At 32.8% G+C, this 17,987-nt stretch carries 18 protein-coding genes and 1 tRNA gene; 12 read left to right on the top strand and 7 right to left on the bottom strand.

Translation table 11 applies throughout. From position 1 onward, the window contains the following. Positions 1–26 precede the first annotated feature (26 nt). The gene (locus tag O5635_RS01865; protein ID WP_269607775.1) at positions 27–707 is read right to left on the bottom strand and encodes a hypothetical protein; all 681 of its coding nucleotides are present in this window, start codon (positions 705–707) and stop codon (positions 27–29) included. An 83-nt stretch (positions 708–790) separates the two neighbouring features. Between O5635_RS01865 and O5635_RS01860 the strand changes: the two genes are divergently transcribed. After that, complete coding sequence (locus O5635_RS01860) at positions 791–1,504, top strand: DUF475 domain-containing protein (RefSeq protein WP_036902944.1); 714 nt, start codon at positions 791–793, stop codon at positions 1,502–1,504. A 97-nt stretch (positions 1,505–1,601) separates the two neighbouring features. After that, positions 1,602–2,645, top strand: coding sequence for a molecular chaperone DnaJ (locus O5635_RS01855; protein WP_036902946.1), 1,044 nt, complete (start codon positions 1,602–1,604; stop codon positions 2,643–2,645). A 740-nt stretch (positions 2,646–3,385) separates the two neighbouring features. Here O5635_RS01855 and pheT read toward each other — a convergent pair. Continuing rightward, a complete protein-coding gene (gene pheT / locus O5635_RS01850) occupies positions 3,386–5,881 on the bottom strand; it encodes a phenylalanine--tRNA ligase subunit beta (protein WP_269607773.1) in 2,496 nt (831 codons plus the stop codon). A 331-nt stretch (positions 5,882–6,212) separates the two neighbouring features. Here pheT and rpsR point away from each other — a divergent pair, with 331 nt between their 5' ends. Genes rpsR through lptC form a run of 4 tightly spaced genes read left to right on the top strand, consistent with a single transcriptional unit; the run spans position 6,213 to position 10,022 of the window. Beyond that, positions 6,213–6,434, top strand: a complete 222-nt coding sequence (gene rpsR / locus O5635_RS01845; protein ID WP_036902949.1) for a 30S ribosomal protein S18 — start codon at positions 6,213–6,215, stop codon at positions 6,432–6,434. 16 nt (positions 6,435–6,450) lie between these two features. After that, the gene (locus tag O5635_RS01840; RefSeq protein WP_269607770.1) at positions 6,451–7,773 is read left to right on the top strand and encodes a ribonuclease catalytic domain-containing protein; all 1,323 of its coding nucleotides are present in this window, start codon (positions 6,451–6,453) and stop codon (positions 7,771–7,773) included. A gap of 60 nt (positions 7,774–7,833) precedes the next feature. Further along, positions 7,834–9,360: a methionine--tRNA ligase gene (gene metG / locus O5635_RS01835; protein WP_036902953.1), complete on the top strand. Its 1,527-nt coding sequence runs from the start codon at positions 7,834–7,836 to the stop codon at positions 9,358–9,360. Between the two features lie 2 nt (positions 9,361–9,362). After that, a complete protein-coding gene (gene lptC, locus O5635_RS01830; RefSeq protein ID WP_036902955.1) occupies positions 9,363–10,022 on the top strand; it encodes an LPS export ABC transporter periplasmic protein LptC in 660 nt (219 codons plus the stop codon). Positions 10,023–10,024: 2 nt separating this feature from the next. Here lptC and O5635_RS01825 read toward each other — a convergent pair whose 3' ends face one another. Further along, complete coding sequence (locus O5635_RS01825) at positions 10,025–10,639, bottom strand: cofactor assembly of complex C subunit B (protein WP_036902957.1); 615 nt, start codon at positions 10,637–10,639, stop codon at positions 10,025–10,027. A 204-nt stretch (positions 10,640–10,843) separates the two neighbouring features. On the opposite strand from O5635_RS01825, the gene O5635_RS01820 reads away from it, so the two are divergent. From O5635_RS01820 to O5635_RS01805, 4 genes are all read left to right on the top strand, one after another. After that, positions 10,844–11,095 (top strand): hypothetical protein, encoded by a 252-nt coding sequence (locus tag O5635_RS01820; RefSeq protein WP_072013281.1) that lies wholly within the window; start codon positions 10,844–10,846, stop codon positions 11,093–11,095. Between the two features lie 12 nt (positions 11,096–11,107). Then, positions 11,108–11,656 (top strand): bifunctional adenosylcobinamide kinase/adenosylcobinamide-phosphate guanylyltransferase, encoded by a 549-nt coding sequence (locus O5635_RS01815; RefSeq protein ID WP_036902960.1) that lies wholly within the window; start codon positions 11,108–11,110, stop codon positions 11,654–11,656. After that, positions 11,653–12,138, top strand: coding sequence for a tRNA (cytidine(34)-2'-O)-methyltransferase (locus tag O5635_RS01810; RefSeq protein WP_036902962.1), 486 nt, complete (start codon positions 11,653–11,655; stop codon positions 12,136–12,138). The genes O5635_RS01815 and O5635_RS01810 overlap by 4 nt, the downstream gene beginning before the upstream one ends. Before the next feature lie 306 nt (positions 12,139–12,444). After that, positions 12,445–12,518: transfer RNA gene (locus tag O5635_RS01805), tRNA-Met, on the top strand. 243 nt (positions 12,519–12,761) lie between these two features. Here the strand turns inward: O5635_RS01805 and O5635_RS01800 are convergent. Next, positions 12,762–13,181: a hypothetical protein gene (locus O5635_RS01800; RefSeq protein ID WP_036902963.1), complete on the bottom strand. Its 420-nt coding sequence runs from the start codon at positions 13,179–13,181 to the stop codon at positions 12,762–12,764. A 148-nt stretch (positions 13,182–13,329) separates the two neighbouring features. On the opposite strand from O5635_RS01800, the gene O5635_RS01795 reads away from it, so the two are divergent. After that, positions 13,330–13,923: a peroxiredoxin gene (locus tag O5635_RS01795; RefSeq protein ID WP_036902965.1), complete on the top strand. Its 594-nt coding sequence runs from the start codon at positions 13,330–13,332 to the stop codon at positions 13,921–13,923. Between the two features lie 809 nt (positions 13,924–14,732). Here the strand turns inward: O5635_RS01795 and ftsH are convergent. Then, positions 14,733–16,466 carry an ATP-dependent zinc metalloprotease FtsH gene (gene ftsH / locus O5635_RS01790; RefSeq protein ID WP_036902968.1) on the bottom strand — a complete coding sequence of 578 codons (1,734 nt, stop codon included), beginning with the start codon at positions 16,464–16,466 and terminating at the stop codon, positions 14,733–14,735. 190 nt (positions 16,467–16,656) lie between these two features. Here ftsH and O5635_RS01785 point away from each other — a divergent pair, with 190 nt between their 5' ends. After that, positions 16,657–16,833 (top strand): 50S ribosomal protein L32, encoded by a 177-nt coding sequence (locus tag O5635_RS01785; protein WP_036902969.1) that lies wholly within the window; start codon positions 16,657–16,659, stop codon positions 16,831–16,833. Positions 16,834–16,856: 23 nt separating this feature from the next. Here the strand turns inward: O5635_RS01785 and O5635_RS01780 are convergent, their stop codons facing one another. Then, positions 16,857–17,189 (bottom strand): DUF565 domain-containing protein, encoded by a 333-nt coding sequence (locus O5635_RS01780; RefSeq protein ID WP_036902970.1) that lies wholly within the window; start codon positions 17,187–17,189, stop codon positions 16,857–16,859. Between the two features lie 4 nt (positions 17,190–17,193). Then, positions 17,194–17,940, bottom strand: a complete 747-nt coding sequence (locus O5635_RS01775) for an HAD-IA family hydrolase (protein ID WP_052043032.1) — start codon at positions 17,938–17,940, stop codon at positions 17,194–17,196. Positions 17,941–17,987 lie beyond the last annotated feature (47 nt).

Below are 17,987 nucleotides of genomic sequence, written 5' to 3'. Positions count from 1 at the left end.
TATAAATAAAAGTAAAAAGTTTCTAATTAGTTAGAATGTCTGCTTAACATTAAATTGAATAATAATAACTGTTTAATATCCAATTCAGATCTACTATTTACGTTGAATTTTTCAAAAAGAAAGGTCCTTGCTTTTTCAGTATTCCAATCTAAACTAGATAATAAGTTGTTAGAGGAATTAATTACATAATCCCTCTCAATATATCTATTAATATCTTCTGGATTAGCACCTTCATTAAGTTTTGACAACATTTCTATAGCCAATAGCATCTCATAATGATCAGTAATTCTATTTCTGCTTCTTACGCCTAGGATTTTGCTTAAAAATATATTTTCCGACTCGCGATCCCAGCCAAGGCGTTTGACAATAGTATCTAATTGATCTAATTCTTTGCTCCAGTCTTCAACAGGAACATCATTCTGGGCAACTGGATTTCCTGAATTATGCTGGGGGAGACTAGTCTGATCACCTGATTTAGCAACTTTCTTATATAGAGAGGTTGGATCCTTAAGTTTAGCCCTAGATAAAGGTGTCTCAGGATTTGATTTAAACCTTTCTGTAAGTCTTTTTATAGCGTTATCCTCAGCTTCATATACGGTTGTGCCCTGTCCCAGAGCACTTTCTCTATGACCATTGTCATCTATGCTCACCACCTTCACAATTATCAAATCTTCAATAATATGAACTAGTTCCGAATCATATCCCATGTTTTTACTAAATTTATCTAACCTAAAGTCTGGTTAAATTCAAACATTATTTTACCTCATACTAAGACTGTATTTTCTAATTTATGGACTCTGCGTCATTAAATTTATTTACACCTGTATTAGATGGTATAGATCGATGGGCCCAACTGGCTCCCCTTTTACCAGTGATAGTAGTATTAGAATTAATACTTTCTGCTGATAATGCAGTTGCTCTAGCTTCAATATCAAGAAAATTACGAAATATCAGTCTTCAAAGAAAGGCTTTGAATATAGGTATATCTATATCTCTAATTCTACGAATAATATTGTTATTAACAGCCAATATAGTGATAAAGTATACAATTATCAGAGTAATAGCATCTATATATCTATTTTACTTGGTCATATACTACTTTGTTCAAAAGAAAGACCAAAGTATTAGTGACAAAAACGTAACTACAGAAGATGATAATCATAATACACTTATTTCAACAATACTCCTTCTATCTATTACAGATCTTGCATTCTCGATAGATAGTATTACTACAGCTGTAGCTATTAGTGATCAAATTCTGGTAGTTATCATTGGTACCTTAGTAGGTGTAATTGCTTTAAGGTTTACAGCAGACTTTTTTGTTAAATGGTTGGAAATATACGTTAATTTAGAATCTGCTGGGTATTTGGCTGTAGGACTAGTTGCAGTGAAATTAATTATTGAAACTGTATTTAGAACAAATGATATTACAGATTATAGCTTTTATTTCATACTCATTATTATTTTTATTTGGGGATTCTATACGAAAAAAGAGACATCTTAATAATCTCTTATAAGTAGCCTTCAATATGTAAAAAGAAAATATAGAATTCTGCGAAGCAGTAAATGCGAACTAGGCTTTATAAAGTTGATCTATCTCAGTGACAGATTCTGGGAACGAAGGTTCTCGTCGAATATCCGTTGACCTCCCAAATAATTTAATAGAGCGCTTTGACGAGCTGAAAGTACAATGGGGCTTACGAAGAAGAGGAGCAGTGCTAGAAAGACTACTTGAAGTTGTATTAGGGGATGATAATGATATAGAGCAGGGAAAGCAGGATAATAATTATCTAGATAATAAAAGTAATTTACAAAGTTATTCAGGCATAGTTCAATCAGAGGAGTACAACGAAGAAAATGCAATTGTTCTTATAACTTCATCGGAAATAGAATATAGTGAAGGAGAAATTAAGAACTCAATTCAACCAGAAAATGAACAACCTCTAAAAAAATATGGAAGCGTAAATAGTGGAATTAATCTACCAGGCTTTGTAAGAAAGAAAACAGAAGGTCTTAGAACTAGTCTAGGTAAAAACACTACTAAAGTTATAAATAATGAGCCTATCCTTCATAACGTAAAGAAAGACTATGTGGACAATTGTCTTAAAGAGACTATGAACCATTGGATTTCATTATATGGAAGCAAACCAAAAGAAAACGTTGTAGAGGCAGCAATGATTTGGTTAGCAAGAGATATTTGGTCACATTTGGAAGGGACAGAAAATCTACCTTTTACATGGAAGGCCGCTACATCAGAAATGGAAAAGTTCTGTACTGGCTGGGCAAACCTAGAACCGAAATTTGATCGCATTATCGTTATTGCTGGAGTATTAGAAGACCCGTTTGCAACGGATACTCTAAAAAATAGAATTCCAACATTAGTAAGACGTTTCGTAAATAGCTTTAAGAGACGACAAAATGTGACCTCTTTTCAAACACTAGAGTCAACAATGACAATTCATGGGGCATTAAAATTATTAGATTTGCCAACCACTGCAGGAGCGTCGTTGTCCCTAGCAACTATAAGAGAGGCATATAAATCTAAGGCTGTAACCAATCATCCAGATTCAGGAGGATCAACAGAGATGATGCGCAAGGTAAACGAAGCCTACCAATTGCTTAAAGAACTTTATAGAAAAAAATAAACTACAATCATCTCAGTCTAGTCCCAGAGTAAGACTAGAGATAAGACCAATTCTAGAACCGTAAGATAGGATTGTGAGCAATGCTTATCCCATGGCAGGATTGACGAAATACATTCATCTCTCTCTCAATACCTTATATACAATAAAAGCTTGGGATTAATATCCTGCATTCAATATCACTGATATCAGGATAGACTTATTATGAGTCTAGAATCTGGTCTAATAATAGATTGTTAAGGATGGATTAAATCTTCAAGGCTGGTTGGCTGAAATCGCTCAACTTTTTTATTCGTGGTTAAGATATTAATTCCAAAAACCATATAAAATTAAATGTACAAATATACATAAGGTAGGTCAATACAAATAAAAAAGGATTGCCACCCAAAGTCCACTTTTTGTCCACAGAAAATCTAACTCCTCTAATTGACCGTATTGCAATGATTTATAGGGTTGCGTAACTGTTATAATAACAGTTACTCCCAACTAGTATTCATAGAAAGGATTATCTGCAGAAATTCCTCTCTAGTCTCAGCCTGGTCTATATATTGGTCTCGCTATGAGTACCGTTTGGTATCAAGTAGATTTTATATTTAGCTCAGCAATTCATTCAAGCAAATAAATTGTTCCGCAATTAGTTCAGATAAATTACTTTCTATATGATGCATTTATTTCTCTCCCTAGGCTCAGACTAGACCCAGTTCAAGACCAAATATGGGTCTCTTGTGAGAATAGTGAAACATCTATTTCCTTATTTCGGCATCAAACATATCAGTTAATGCATTCTGTATTTTTGTATGTAGTGGATTTATATCCTTTTCTTTGAGAGTATCCTTTTTATCTCTATAAGTAAGCCTAAAAGCCAAACTAACCTTTCCTTCCCCAATGATGTCGCTTTCAAACCTATCTATCAATTCAGCATTCTCGAGTAAGGGAGAGCCTAATTTTTGAATGTGCTTCGTAATTTTAGAAGACACACAATCTTTAGAGACTATGCACGCTATATCGCGTTGCATGTATGGAACAGTTGGGTATTCCTTAAAGCTTACATTTAATTTATTCTTTCTTGTTGCCGCTTGCAATAACTTTTTCAAATCAATATCAAATATAAAAGTATTGCTATTCAGGCTTAATTTCTTACTTAGTTTTGGATGTATTTGTCCAAAACATCCAAGATTGCGACCTTCCAAAATTAATGTAGAGGCACGTCCTGGATGAAGCCTATCATCGTTTATTAGGGGAATATCCGTTATAGAAAGCTTGAGTCCTTCAAGCAGTTGCGATAATTTCCCTCTTGCTTTGTAATACCCTAGTTCTTTTTGCTTTCCTCCACTTGACCATTTCTCTAAAGTTTGATCTCCGGTCAAGAGGCCGCTCAAAATATCCTTTTCTACAATCATAGAATCCTCTTCAATATATATTTTAGCTATTTCATATATCCAACAAGAGTCTCTTCCTGCATGGATATTTCTTTTAGATATAAGTAAGTGCTCTTCCCATAAATTTAATCGTAAGTGACTTGTTTCTGCTAACAATGGATTTGATATAGGAATAAGAGTCTCATTCTTTTTAGCTCCAACCAGTGAATATGTGACTACTTCATAAAAGCCAAGGTTGGATAAGCTATTGGAAATCAGTCTTAAAACTTTCTGATTAGCTGTTAAGCCACCAGGTAATAGTGGTTCTGGAAGGTTGACATCAAATTTGTCATAACCAACAAGTCTTGCGACCTCTTCAACTAAATCAATTTCTCGGGTTAAATCAAAACATCTATTAGGAGGAACTTTTACATCCCAACCATCTTCATTTGTAGAAACAATACATCCTAATAGCTTTAATGAATCAGTTATTTCATGATCATGAAGTTTCCTTTTAGAATTGTAAATTAGTAAAGATTGATCATTGTTATCAGAATTACTTTTAGATTGTGGTTTATCTTTAATCAGACCTAATAGTTCCTGTAATCGATTCCGACGTAATTTAATACTTTTTATTTTTGATGTAAATTCATTTGTAGTCCACCTACTGCAAAGTTTACATTTAAAAACCTTATCTAACAAATCTATAGCTCTATTACTAGCTTCAATTGTTAACAAGGGTGAAATTCCCTTTTCATAACGGCTACTAGATTCTGTTCGAATACCTATATCTCTAGATGAAATCCTAATAGAGGGCGAAGTAAAAACTGCTGCCTCTAACCAAATATTTTTTGTGTTTAGGTTAACGCCACTATTCAATCCTCCACTAATTCCAGCTATTGCGATAGGTATTCCCCCGCAAGTTATAACAGGAGACTTATCTGATAACAAATGCTTGTTGCCGTCTAATGTTAAAAATTCTTCGTTATTTTTGGCCATTCTGATACCAAAGTCTGAACTTATAGCTTTTCTTCCTAATAGTTTATTCAACAAATCAGCATCAAAGGCATGCAATGGCTGACCATACTCGACCATAACGTAGTTAGTTATATCTATGACAGCATTAATGCTATTTATTCCAGCATTTTTTAATCTATCTTTCAACCAACTAGGAGATGAAAGTCTACCATTTACTCCTTCAATATAATTTATTGTGTATATCTCATTAGAGGAAATAATCCTTTGGTCAATAACATCTGGCTTGAATAACTTGAGTTCGCCCTGATCTTTTATATGGGGACATTGCAAGGAAGAACCTGTGATAGCAGATAATTCTCTTGCTATACCAAGCATAGACATTCCATCTGGTCTATTAGCTGTAATAGCGAAGTCGAGTACAACGTCATTTAAACCAAGCAACTTAGAAGGGTCATCAGTTAAAAGAGGAGTCTCAGATAAGATTTCCTCAATTATCGCAATCCCATCACATTTAGATTGAAGACCTAATTCGTCCAAGGAACAAATCATCCCTTCACTTTGTATTCCTCTAAGTTCACTTGACTTTATTTTAATTCCAAGCTTAGGAAGGAACGCACCTTCTCTAGCTACTAATACATGTATTCCCTCTCTAACATTTGAAGCGCCACAGACGATTTGAAGAATTTGTTCTCCAGCTACAAGTACTTTGCAAACCTTAAGTTTATTAGCGTTCGGGTGGTTGCTAATTTCTTCAATTCGGCCTATAACAATATGTTCAAAACCTTGTGCTAAATCTGTTATATCTTCGACTTCAAACCCAGCTATAGAAAGCGATTCTGCTATTTGCTCGACATTAAAATCGGTACTAACAAGTTCTTTTAACCAGGAGAGAGATACCTTCATTGTCTAGATATGTATGGCATAGATCCTACTTTTAAGCAGTAATTTTTTTGAAATTACAAATAGCTTGTAAAGTCATGGCTTGTTAGCTTATATCTAAAGCGACCTTAAATTCGCATGACCGCAAATAAGGTCCATCGGCATCCATTAACAAAGAGTGCATCGAAAGGCGTTAGAATAGATCTAAACGTTCATGAGGTGTACCATTCTACGCCAAACTAAAGAACAGGACTATTGCAGCTGACAAGTTGTTCAAAAAGTTCTTTCCAGATTTCAAACAAACCACTTCACTTTAGGCTTGTTTGTAAAGCTAAAAACTTGAAAAACATTAATTATGCCTAATTCAGTCTTTAAAAAGAAACTTTCTCCAATCAAGCCAGGGGATCCAATAGATTATAAGGACGTAGAAACCTTGAAAAAATTCATAACGGAACGTGGAAAGATTCTCCCTAGACGAATGACAGGTCTCACCTCAAAGCAACAACGTGATTTAACACTCGCCGTTAAGAGGGCTAGGATAGTCGCATTACTACCTTTTGTTAACCCAGAAGGCTGATATGAACTTTTAATTTTTGAAATTACAAGTTACAGATAGTCCTGTTGCAATGAAACAGAAGAACTCTAATGAATCTCTAGTAGAACAAATTAAGGATATAAAGAATAAGAGTCTAGAACAGATTGATTATAGCCTGAAAGACCTAACAAGTTTAAAAACATACACTATTGATGATATAAGAAGCAAAGAAATTGATGATGCTATTTCGTTAGAATATTTAGACAATAGTTATAGGTTATGGGTTCATATAACAAGTCCCTGTGAATATTTCGATATAGCAAGTCAATTAGATGTATATGCAGAGGAAAGAGCTGCAAGTACTTATTTGGCAACAGAAACCATTTACATGATGCCATATGAAATAATAAGTGATTTGTTATCTCTAAAAAAAGATAGAATCTCTTATGCTATTAGCGTATTTGCTGATTTAAATAGTGATGGCAGCATTAATAATAGTGGAATCTTTAGAACTATAATAAAGCCAAGCCTTAAACTAAGTTATGATGACGCAGATGAAATACTAGATATACAACCAAAAGAAGAATTAGCCCTAGTCAAATTTAAGGAAATTCTAAAGAGAAGACGAAACTGGAGATTAAGAAATGGAGCTATAATTATTGAAGAGCCACAAGGAAAATTTATATTAGAAGGTGAGAAGATAACACACGAAATTATCGAGCCTACAGAGTCTAGGAAGCTTATAAGTGAGTCTATGATTTTATTTGGTACAATAATCGCTAAATATTGTAGATCAAATAACATTAGTATTCCCTTTAGAGTACAAGGAGGTATAAATAAAAATAACGATTCCTATTATACTGGGAATAATAAGCATGTAATAAACTTTATTACAAAGCAAACACTTTCTAAATCTTATATATCTTCAATTGCTGAAAAGCATCATTCTTTAGGTCTTGACGAATATGTACAAGCAACTTCACCTTTAAGAAGATATATAGATATTATAGTACACTTTCAATTAATAAATGACTTAAAGTCTACAAAATTGATGAACCAAGATATTATAAATAATAAAATTAATAATTATACAGTAAAAAATAGACAGATAATTCAGCGTGTAAGGGATAATAATAGAACCATTGCAAACAAATGGTTTCTGAATAATAATAAAATTTGTTGGGCAGCAATATTTTTAAGATGGCTTCATAAACCATTAAATATTGCCCTTATCTACTTTAGTGAATTGGAAATTGATATCGCTTGTAAACTAGATGGCTGTCAAAATGCTGTATTAGGCACAAAACTAGAACTAAAATGTTCAAGTTCAGAACTAAAGAGTGACAAAATCAGCTTTGAGGCTCTTAAGGTATTAGGATGATTATAATGATTGTACTAATTATCATAATAAAATGAATAATTCCTCTAAGCAATCAGTTATATGAATTTTACTGTTACTACACCACTATATTATGTAAATGATAAACCTCATTTAGGAAGTACATACACAACTATTGCTTGTGATGCGTTGGCAAGATTTCAACGCTTGCAAGGTAATGAAGTCAATTTTGTAACGGGGCTCGATGAGCATGGTCAAAAGATTCAACTTACAGCTGAATCAAATAAAATAAGTCCTTTGGATCACTGTAATAAAGTTGCTAATTTATATATTGATTTATGGAAAGAGTGGGATATAAGTAACAACAGGTTTATTCGGACAACATCATCAAGACATAGTCTTCTTGTCAATCAATTCTTTGAAAGAGTGAAGGATTCTGGGGATATAGTCCTTGGGAATCAAAGAGGTTGGTATTGCATTGGTTGTGAGGAATATAAAGACGAACCCCAGCAAAGTATAAAACCAATCTGTCCATTGCACTTGAAAGAACTTGAATGGAGAGATGAGGAGAATTTATTCTTTAAGCTCTCAAATTACCAGAGTAAAGTTGAGTCTTTAGTCAGCAAACCAGATTTTGTACAGCCAGATTCTCGAAGAAATGAGATAATTAATTTTGTATCTCAGGGTCTCAGAGACTTTTCAATCTCACGCACAAATGTTAAGTGGGGCATACCGGTACCTGGCTATAAAGGCCATACTTTCTACGTTTGGTTTGATGCCCTTTTAGGCTATTTGAGCTCATTGGTTACTACAGAAACGGAAATAGATATTGCTAGCCTTAATGAATTAGGCTGGCCAGCAAATATCCATGTAATTGGTAAGGATATTCTGAGATTTCACGCAGTATATTGGCCAGCGATGCTTATGTCAGCCGGTTTAGATATACCAAAAAAAATATTTGGCCATGGATTTCTCACTAGGGAAGGACAAAAAATGGGTAAAAGTCTAGGGAATGTTCTAGACCCACACTTACTTCTTGAACAATATGGAAAAGATCCTATTAGGTGGTATTTATTAAGTGATTTTAAATTTGGACAAGACGGAGATTTTCAAAAGCAAAGGTTTATGGACTTAGTTAATAATGATCTTGCTAATGTTATTGGCAACTTATTAAATAGAACATCTAGTATGTCTAGAAAATGGTTTGATAATACTACACCCACTTTATATTATAACGATAAGTCTAATCTACAGAACCTATCCTCTCAAGCGATTAGTAAAACAATAGAAGCCTATGAAAAATTGGATTTCAAATATGCATGTGAGAGTATTTTACAATTAGCTAATGAAGCAAACTTGTATTTGAGTGAAGAGCAACCATGGAAATCAATAAAGGACCCACTTAAAAGAGATATAGTAGCTACTCAAATATACGCTGTTCTTGAAACATGTAGGATAATAGGATTACTACTACAGCCGGTTATCCCTGAAACGAGTGAGAGTATTCTTAAGCAATTAGGTTATTCAGAAGTACCAAGTATTTGGACTAAAGAACTAGTTTGGGGATTATTAGTTAAAGGGAAGGAACTACCGATACCTAAACCTATTATCAATAAAATCGATTTTTAACAATGGATAGACTTAGTTCACTTAATAAACTTATCCAAATACCATTAGTGATTATATTAGTATTTCCTAGTTATAGCTGTAGGACTAAAGACCTTGTTAAAGACAATACACTATATGAAATGAAGAGTTTTACATTAGATCAAACTAGTGATAAAGGGGAAAAGTTGTTTAACCTTAAAAGTCCTAAAGCATTTATTGATAATGTTGATAAAATAATAAATACAAATAAAACTGATATTACTTTATTCGAACTAGATCAACCTACCTATAAAATAGACGCTGACAAATCGAAAATTAAAATGAAAGGAGATCATATAATACTTAATGGTAATGTTGTTATGAAAAAACTGAAGCAACAGAAGATAAGAGTTACAGCAGATCAAGTAGATTGGTACTCCGAAACATCATTTATAAAGTTTTCTGGTAATGTTACTGGAGAATTTAAAAATAGTACAATAAAATCAAAAGAAGCAAATTATTATTTAGATAAACAAGAATTACACTTTGAGGATTTAACTGACTTCTTCGTTATTGATCAAGAACGTAAGAGAAAATATTTCAAGGTAGAAGCGAAAAAAGCATTATGGGACGGAAATTCAGGTATTTTTGAGTTTTTAAATAATGGAGAATCAATAAACAGTAAGGTATTAATAAAAAATTAATATCAATCATTCATCACATTTGCTATAAGTTTCTGAGACCATCCTTCTATCCATTTTTCATCTGATTTAGTAAAACACCTTGCCTTCCAACCACCAATAATAAGAAACCCATTCTGTGCTAAGGGATAAATTAAAACTGAGGGTAGGTTTGGTAATACAGGATCAAATTCTGAACTTCCTGGGTAAAACCTTGTATTTACTAGTGAAACTAATAATTGTTCCCTTTGGGCTCTAAGACATATATCCTTTGGGACAAATTTAATATGTGAAATCAAGCCTCTTCGTAATATTGTATCTCCTTCCCAATAAATCAAAATAGTAGATGCAGCCGTTGCTGTTAAAAGCATTTGACTGCCCCAGGCTAACTCGAGCTTCTGAGATGTCGTGAGATCTTTTTCAAGGAAAAAGCCCTCTACCCCTTGTAAATCCTCCCTCGTAATTTTCTTGGGGTTAATTTCAGACCACGTTATTCCAATTAAGAGGATTATTACTGAAGCAAGGGCGGATAAGACTTCTGATCTTTGAAGTGATGGGGTTATCCTAGAGATAGAAAAAAAATTGGCAATATTAAGGAGAGAAAAGATAATGCCTAGACTAATAATAATGTTTCTACTCATAGTTTATTAATTAAATAAATATCGATGCCTAGTATTCTTGTGAATTAATTATAACAAATCCTTCGTGGTAGGTTAGTACAATCTTAATTTTATAGACAAAATTGCCTGTTAATGCGAAAATAGGGGTAATCGACCTATAGCTCTGTGATTAATCAAAAACTACTTTTACAAATTCTATCAATATGTTTAGTGGGATTCATTATCATGATGAATCCTACAATTTCAATAGCAAACGACCTATCTTTCTCTTCGCCACTACCTAATAATACTCTCTTAGCATCACTTAAGTATGAGGCAAAGGAAAACACTTCATTAGAAAATCCAATACTAGATCCAAATTTTAATACGCTAAGAAATAAAGATATGAATAAAGGACAAGCCGTTATATTAGTAGGAGGAATACTACTTATAGCTGTATTGGCTCCATTAGTTACCTGGTGGTATTTCTCTAATTAACTACATAGTAATTTGAAATACCTATACAAGAAAGGTGTAGTTCATGTCACAGGGCCTGCTAGGAGTGGAAAGAGTAGATTTGCAGAAAATTTTCTTAAAAACTTAGACAAAGTAGCTTATATAGCAACATATCCAAAAATAGAAGATGATATCGAGTGGAAATTACGTATAGAAAAACATAAAAAACGTAGGCCAAAGGATTGGCTACTATTTGAAAACTACAATGATATCAATGATATTTTACTCAATGAAAACGGGCAATATAATTTCCTAATTGATTCACTTGGTGGCATAGTTTTTAGCTGTCTAGATAGAGATGCAAAATACTGGGAAAAAATTACATGTCAATTCATGGAGTTAATTTTTTCATATCAAAAATTAATAATAATAGTCAGTGAGCAAGTAGGCTGGGGTATCTCACCTCCAAGTAAAGAAGGTAATTTGTTTAGAGATAGATTAGGTTCATTATCTGAAAGTATTTCATCGAAGGCTGAAGACAATTGGCTAGTTGTTAACGGAAGGGCATTAAATCTTAATGAGTATAGTATTAAAATAGAATGAGTAGTATTCGTATAGCACTTTATGAGCCAAGGATACCTCAGAATACTGGTAACATTGGCAGAACATGTGCTGCTTTTAAAATACCATTAGACCTAATATGTCCACTTGGTTTTTCACTTGATAGTAGGTATCTTAAAAGAGCTGGATTAGATTATTGGGATTATATAGATCTTAATATTCATAAAGATTTTAAAACATTTTATAAATCAATCCCAGGAAGAAGGTTAATAGGATTCAGCAAGACTGGAGAAACTAAACTTCAAAAGCTGTTATTTGTTCAAAATGATGTACTCCTTTTTGGAAGAGAGGATATAGGACTGCCAAATAACGTTAGAAGTCATTGTGACGTACTAACCTCTATACCTATGCCTGGTGAAGCTAACAGTGAAGGGAAAAATGGAGTAAGAAGTCTAAACCTTTCATCAGCTTGTGCTATTGGCGCGTATTCAGCCTTATTTGCGATTAAAGGTAAGACCCTTTAATTTTGATTGAATTAAAAAAAATAGTTGATTCAGAATTTTCTTCTATAACCATTCAAAAAATTTAATAAATAAATTAAATCATACTGTTTTCAAAAAATACAAAAGAAGGAAGGGCAGAAGCTACTAAAGGTAATTCAGCATAATAGGGATTGAACAATGTCTTATGAGATTGCGATAATTTGCATGAGTACAAAATGCTTGGTGATGCACCGGGTAGTGATTAGAATATAGTAGGAACATTCATCGATAAAAATCACCTGTAAGCTTTGTAGTATTACGGGGACTCAAATCCATGAGATTCCTTCTGTCAGTGTAGCTCAGCTGGTTAGAGCACAGCATTCATAACGCTGAGGTCGGGAGTTCAAGTCTCCCCACTGACACTTTATTCATACTTTTAATTTCCTTGATAAGGAATGAGTTTATTCCAAAGCTAGGTTTAGAAGAAAATTAAATATGATCAAGAATTATTTATTAAAGCCATCTTAACTCAAATGAAGTCTTTTCTCTACTCTTCTTCTCTTAGTAGAAGATAGCTATAATATATTTAGTATCTATACCTGTAAATCTACTATAAGGCTCTTATATATTAACTATTTTTGTATACTTTTCAGAGTATATTTAGCTTACCTAAGATCTATATCATTAAGCCTTTCTATAAAGGTTTTATTTATTTCCTTTTCTCCCAGTAATATTTGATCATCTTGATTCTGATATTGATCTATATTATTCAAGTTACAACGGTAAGTAGAATGTGAATCTTTTTTTTCTGGCTTATCTTCAGAAGTAGTTCTACTATTACTACTTTCTATATTGTTATTATAAAGAGTAGTATATGATTTTTCATTAGCTGTTAAATGACTTTTATTGTTTATGATAGACTGCTTTTCTTTAGATTTATAATTCGTTTGCTGCTTGTTATCCTTATGATTTGACCTTTTTATAGGGTAAGCTTTTAATTCTGACTTTAATTGAGATAAAAGCCTAAAATGAGATAGTGAATTATATTTTCTTAAAATAGAATTGTCCCAAAAAGAATTTGGCATCACTTTGTTTTTTATGATATAAAGATTTTAAAGCATAAGGTATTTCATAAGGACATTGTCTAGTTGTATGATGAAAGACAACTAGTCCTATAACCTTGGACTGAAAACCTCTGGTTTAACCTACAACAAATCACACGTTTAAAACATTATGTCTAACGAATGTATCCAAGTTGGTCAGAAAGCCCCAGATTTCTCAGCTACTGCAGTAATTGACCAAGAGTTTAAAGACATTAAACTAACTGACTACAAAGGGAAGTGGGTAGTACTTTTCTTTTACCCTCTTGATTTTACTTTTGTTTGCCCAACTGAGATAACAGCCTTTAGTGACAGGTATTCTGATTTCTCTTCTAAAAATACGGAGATACTAGGCGTTTCAGTCGATAGCAAATTCAGTCATCTAGCTTGGATCCAAACACCTAGGAATCAGGGAGGTATCGGAGATATAAACTACCCGCTAGTCTCAGACTTGAAAAGAGAAATTTGCTCTGCATACAATGTCTTAAATGAAGATGGTGAAGCTGATAGAGGCCTATACCTTATAAACCCTGAAGGAATTATTATGCATTGCACTATTAATAAGGCTCCGGTAGGAAGAAATGTAGATGAAACATTACGCACTCTCCAAGGCTATCAATATGTTGCTTCTAATCCTGACGAGGTATGTCCTGCCAACTGGACTCCAGGTGACAAAACAATGCTTGAAGACCCAGAAGGAAGCAAAGAATATTTTTCAAGCTTATAAGCCTTTAGTTCCCATTAGTCCAAAATAATACATAAAAATAGCTGGCAGTAAAACCAAGCCTTTAAAAAAATGATTTAAATATACCCTTTGAAGTTTAATGCAATACCAATCAGATATTGAGTCAAAGTTAATAAAGTACCTATATATTGCATAGATTAAATTAAATGTAAAAAAAGCCGTAAATGTACAAATAGGTTGAATTAAGAACGATATATTTAAACTTTCTATAGAGTTTTGATGAGCTAAGATGTGAAAATTTGTATTTACAGTCCAAAATCTCATATAAGTAATAATAAAAATAATATAAGAAAGAATTAAAGGTATGTTCGAAAGCCTCTTGAATATACTAAATATAAAAAGAATAATAAATAAAATAAAATGAACTAAAATGCTTAAGGAGTAATAGTTTAAAAAGGGTATATTGATACTATTATTTAATGTGTAATCTGAAAATGAAAAAATTAATAAGTTAAACAAATATGAAAATGATAGATAAATAGATAAAGACAAAGATATTAATAATATGTTAAATGAGTTGCTACTTATCAACTTTTTAGTAGGTTTGTTATTGATTTTGTTGTTTAAAAGAACATTCCAATCTAAATTCCATTTATACAAATATAATGATGTTAATAATATAAAAAAAAGCGTGATGGCAAATGATAATAAATGATATTGATGAAATGAATTTGCTATATTATGAGATAGTTTAATAGTTTCAGATGTAGATAAACCTAAGACAAAGCAAGTAAGCAATAGATACGGATAGTTATATTCTGAACTAATAAACCTGAGGAACATATAAATATTTACTTAGAGGGAGTTTGCTTACGATCTATATCAACAATGTGAATAAATTTATCATAACTTAGGGTCTCAACTTCTAGGAGTTCCTCGGCTAATAGATCCATTTTATTCATTAATGGTTTTAGAAGTTCAATTGCTTTACTCATGGCAGTATTGATTAGTGAAACAATCTCTTTATCTATAGCATGTATAGTTTTTTGAGCTATAGGCTTAGATGATCGGACTAAGGCGCCAGATAAAAATGTTGATCTTTCATTTAAATCTAATGAAACGGGTCCTAAAGTAGAAAAACCATATTTTGTGACCATCTCTCTTGCTAATAATGTTGCTTCTTGAATATCATTTATTGAAACTTGAGTGATCTCATTCTTACCGAAAACTATAAGTTCAGCTGCTCTACCCCCTAATGCTCTAATTAACCTTGACAAAAGATAACCTTTTGTAATTAGTCCGCTATCTATAATTTCCTCGTCTGGAGTGAATCTAGTAAAACCAGATATACCTCGTGCATTAGGCAGTATGGAAATTTTATCAATCTTTTCCGTAGAAGGTAAAGAATAAGCTACTAAAGCTCTTCCAGCCTCATGATAGGCAAGTACAATTTTATTTTTTGAATCACTTAATGGAGATTTCATTGGTCCCAATGACAATTTGTCTAGGGCTTCATTGAGTTCATTATTGCTAATTCTATTTTTGTTTTTTCTAGCTGCTAATATTGCTGCTTCGTTCAAAAGATTACTTAAGTCGGCACCTGAGAAACCAGAGGTTTTAAGGGCCAGTGGAGCTAAGGTAATATCAGGTTCTAACGGTTTAGTTCTTGCATGTACAGAAAGTATATCTAGTCGTCCTTGCCTATCTGGCAAAGGAATATCTATAGTTCGATCAAAGCGTCCTGGCCTTGTCAAGGCAGTATCCAATACGTCAGGTCTATTAGTTGCAGCGATAATAATGACTCCTGAATTATCAGCAAAACCATCAATTTCAGTAAGCAATTGATTTAATGTCTGTTCTCTTTCATCATTGCCTCCTCCTATCCCTTCTCCACGTTGTCTGCCAATTGCATCTATTTCATCTATGAAAATAATGGACGGAGAATTAGCTAAAGCTTTTTTAAATAAACCTCTTACTCTACTTGCTCCTACTCCAACAAATAATTCAACAAATTCAGATGCTGAAATGGAAAAGAAAGGTACATTTGCTTCTCCAGCGATAGCTCTAGCTAGTAAGGTTTTCCCTGTACCAGGTGGGCCTACTAATAAAAAACCTTTAGGCAATTTTGCCCCAATTTTCTCAAAAACCTCAGGAGATTTTAGGAAGCTAACAATTTCTTTTATTTCAATTAGTGCCTCTGATATTCCAGCAACATCATGGAATCGTGTATTTAAATGATTAGGTTCATCTATTGAGTCCTTTGAATTTAGGAATCCGAAAGTTTTATTGGCAATATTAGAAGATCTGCGAATTAATAAAGTTATTGCGATAAAAAAGATAAAAAAAATACTTAAGCTTCCAAATAAGGAGGCTAAAGCTTGTTCCTGCCTTAGATCCTTGACTGTTAAAATAGTATTATTTTCTTGAGCTAGTCGTAATATCCTTTGGTCATTTGGCAAAACAGAAACTTTGGCGCTTGAACCATCGTTGTAAGTTACTACTACCTCTCTTCGAGCAGGTATATACACAAGAGATTCTATATTACCTGAGGAGATATCTTTTAAAAGGTTGCTGTAGCTTGACATTGCAGATGTGACTTACATCGATTTAAAGAATGATTGAACTCTAATAATTCTATTATATATCTAATCTTATAATTAGCTAAACAAACAAAGAATTAGAGATAAGCCACAAAATACATTACAAACAAGATAAGGTATTGACTAAATGGCTAATTGCAATGGATTATAGAAGATTGGTACAAAGTACAAAGCTATGGCAGTTCCAAAAAAGAAAAAATCTAAAGGCAAAAGGAACCAACGTCATGCCGTTTGGAAATCAAAGGCTGGGTTAGCCGCACAAAAAGCATTATCTCTAGGAAAATCTGTTCTAACTGGCAGGGCTCAAGGATTTGTATATCCGATGGATGAGAAAGAAGATGAAGATGAATAGAATAAAAAACTTGGCAAATAGAGTCACGATCCCAATTTAAAGGCTTCTAGCACAATCGCATAAGTGATACCTATACGAAAATTATCAAGTGAAATCAAAAATATTGAGCTACTCTTACTAAATCGTGATTTCAAACGAATAAGAATTTCAATAAATAAAACCAGAATAGCAACAACAAAAATTCTTTGGCCGGATTCCTGCAGGTAATATGGTGCAAGACTACTAGCAATGTAGAAACCTATTAATAAACTTAGCAAGCTAAGAGCTCTTATTTTCCAGGGACCTAGAAAATAGTTAAAAGCAAAACTGCGAATACCTGATGATAATTCATTATAATTTGTATTGTGTTTAACCATGATCTTAATTAAGCAAAGAAGATAATAATTGAAAATTAATAGTGCTTGCTTTATATGAACCAGAAAAGAATTTGTTCGGTTTATTATAGTCTCCTAAATGGTCAACCACTAGTTCGGCACTAAAAAAACTACTTGAAGGTTCCTTGATCCATGGAGAGAGTGAAACAAGGCATCTTAAGCCAGCTGACTTGGCTGCTGTCAATCCTTCTAATGAATCCTCAATAGCTAAACAATTTTTTGGGAGTGAACCGGATAATTCAATAGCTTTTAAATAACTTTCAGGATCTGGTTTTACGGTATTAACAATGTCAGAGCTTATCAAACCATCAAATGGATATCGATGACTATCAAAGGAAGAATTTATAAGGGTTTCAGCAGATTTATGGCTACTACTAGTAACTATATATTGTTGAATTCTTTTATCCATAAGTTCATTAATTAGACGATTTACTCCTGTACGATTTTGAATAGAACCTGATATAACCAATTCTTTATAATAATTTGTTTTTGTAGAATGAATTTCGTTTATAAGACTTTTGGATAAATCTAATCCCTTTATTCGAGAATATTGACTTATTCTATTCTTACCACCAGGATAAACCAACAAATCTATATATTCCTTTTTACTCCAATGCCAATCTAAAGAATGAGAGCTAAATGCTTTATTAAAAGCTATTCTATGTCCAAATAGCTCCGTATCTGCTATAGTACCATCTAAATCCCAGAAAACAGTTTCTAATTTGTTCATCATTAATTCTATAATGAAACAATATTACTTAAATATATAGTTAACTTATC

The organism is Prochlorococcus marinus str. MIT 0919 (assembly GCF_027359375.1).
In the GTDB taxonomy this organism is placed as follows: domain Bacteria; phylum Cyanobacteriota; class Cyanobacteriia; order PCC-6307; family Cyanobiaceae; genus Prochlorococcus_D.
This window is presented reverse-complemented; position numbering and strand designations above follow the sequence as displayed.

Excerpts from the sequence above, each read along its gene's own strand:
- O5635_RS01865 (WP_269607775.1), bottom strand. The coding sequence starts at position 707 with ATGGGATATGATTCGGAACTAGTTCATATTATTGAAGATTTGATAATT.
- O5635_RS01860 (WP_036902944.1), top strand. The coding sequence starts at position 791 with ATGGACTCTGCGTCATTAAATTTATTTACACCTGTATTAGATGGTATA.
- pheT (WP_269607773.1), bottom strand. The coding sequence starts at position 5,881 with ATGAAGGTATCTCTCTCCTGGTTAAAAGAACTTGTTAGTACCGATTTT.
- rpsR (WP_036902949.1), top strand. The coding sequence starts at position 6,213 with ATGCCTAATTCAGTCTTTAAAAAGAAACTTTCTCCAATCAAGCCAGGG.
- metG (WP_036902953.1), top strand. The coding sequence starts at position 7,834 with ATGAATTTTACTGTTACTACACCACTATATTATGTAAATGATAAACCT.
- lptC (WP_036902955.1), top strand. The coding sequence starts at position 9,363 with ATGGATAGACTTAGTTCACTTAATAAACTTATCCAAATACCATTAGTG.
- O5635_RS01825 (WP_036902957.1), bottom strand. The coding sequence starts at position 10,639 with ATGAGTAGAAACATTATTATTAGTCTAGGCATTATCTTTTCTCTCCTT.
- O5635_RS01820 (WP_072013281.1), top strand. The coding sequence starts at position 10,844 with ATGATGAATCCTACAATTTCAATAGCAAACGACCTATCTTTCTCTTCG.
- O5635_RS01810 (WP_036902962.1), top strand. The coding sequence starts at position 11,653 with ATGAGTAGTATTCGTATAGCACTTTATGAGCCAAGGATACCTCAGAAT.
- O5635_RS01800 (WP_036902963.1), bottom strand. The coding sequence starts at position 13,181 with ATGCCAAATTCTTTTTGGGACAATTCTATTTTAAGAAAATATAATTCA.
- O5635_RS01795 (WP_036902965.1), top strand. The coding sequence starts at position 13,330 with ATGTCTAACGAATGTATCCAAGTTGGTCAGAAAGCCCCAGATTTCTCA.
- ftsH (WP_036902968.1), bottom strand. The coding sequence starts at position 16,466 with ATGTCAAGCTACAGCAACCTTTTAAAAGATATCTCCTCAGGTAATATA.
- O5635_RS01785 (WP_036902969.1), top strand. The coding sequence starts at position 16,657 with ATGGCAGTTCCAAAAAAGAAAAAATCTAAAGGCAAAAGGAACCAACGT.
- O5635_RS01780 (WP_036902970.1), bottom strand. The coding sequence starts at position 17,189 with ATGGTTAAACACAATACAAATTATAATGAATTATCATCAGGTATTCGC.
- O5635_RS01775 (WP_052043032.1), bottom strand. The coding sequence starts at position 17,940 with ATGATGAACAAATTAGAAACTGTTTTCTGGGATTTAGATGGTACTATA.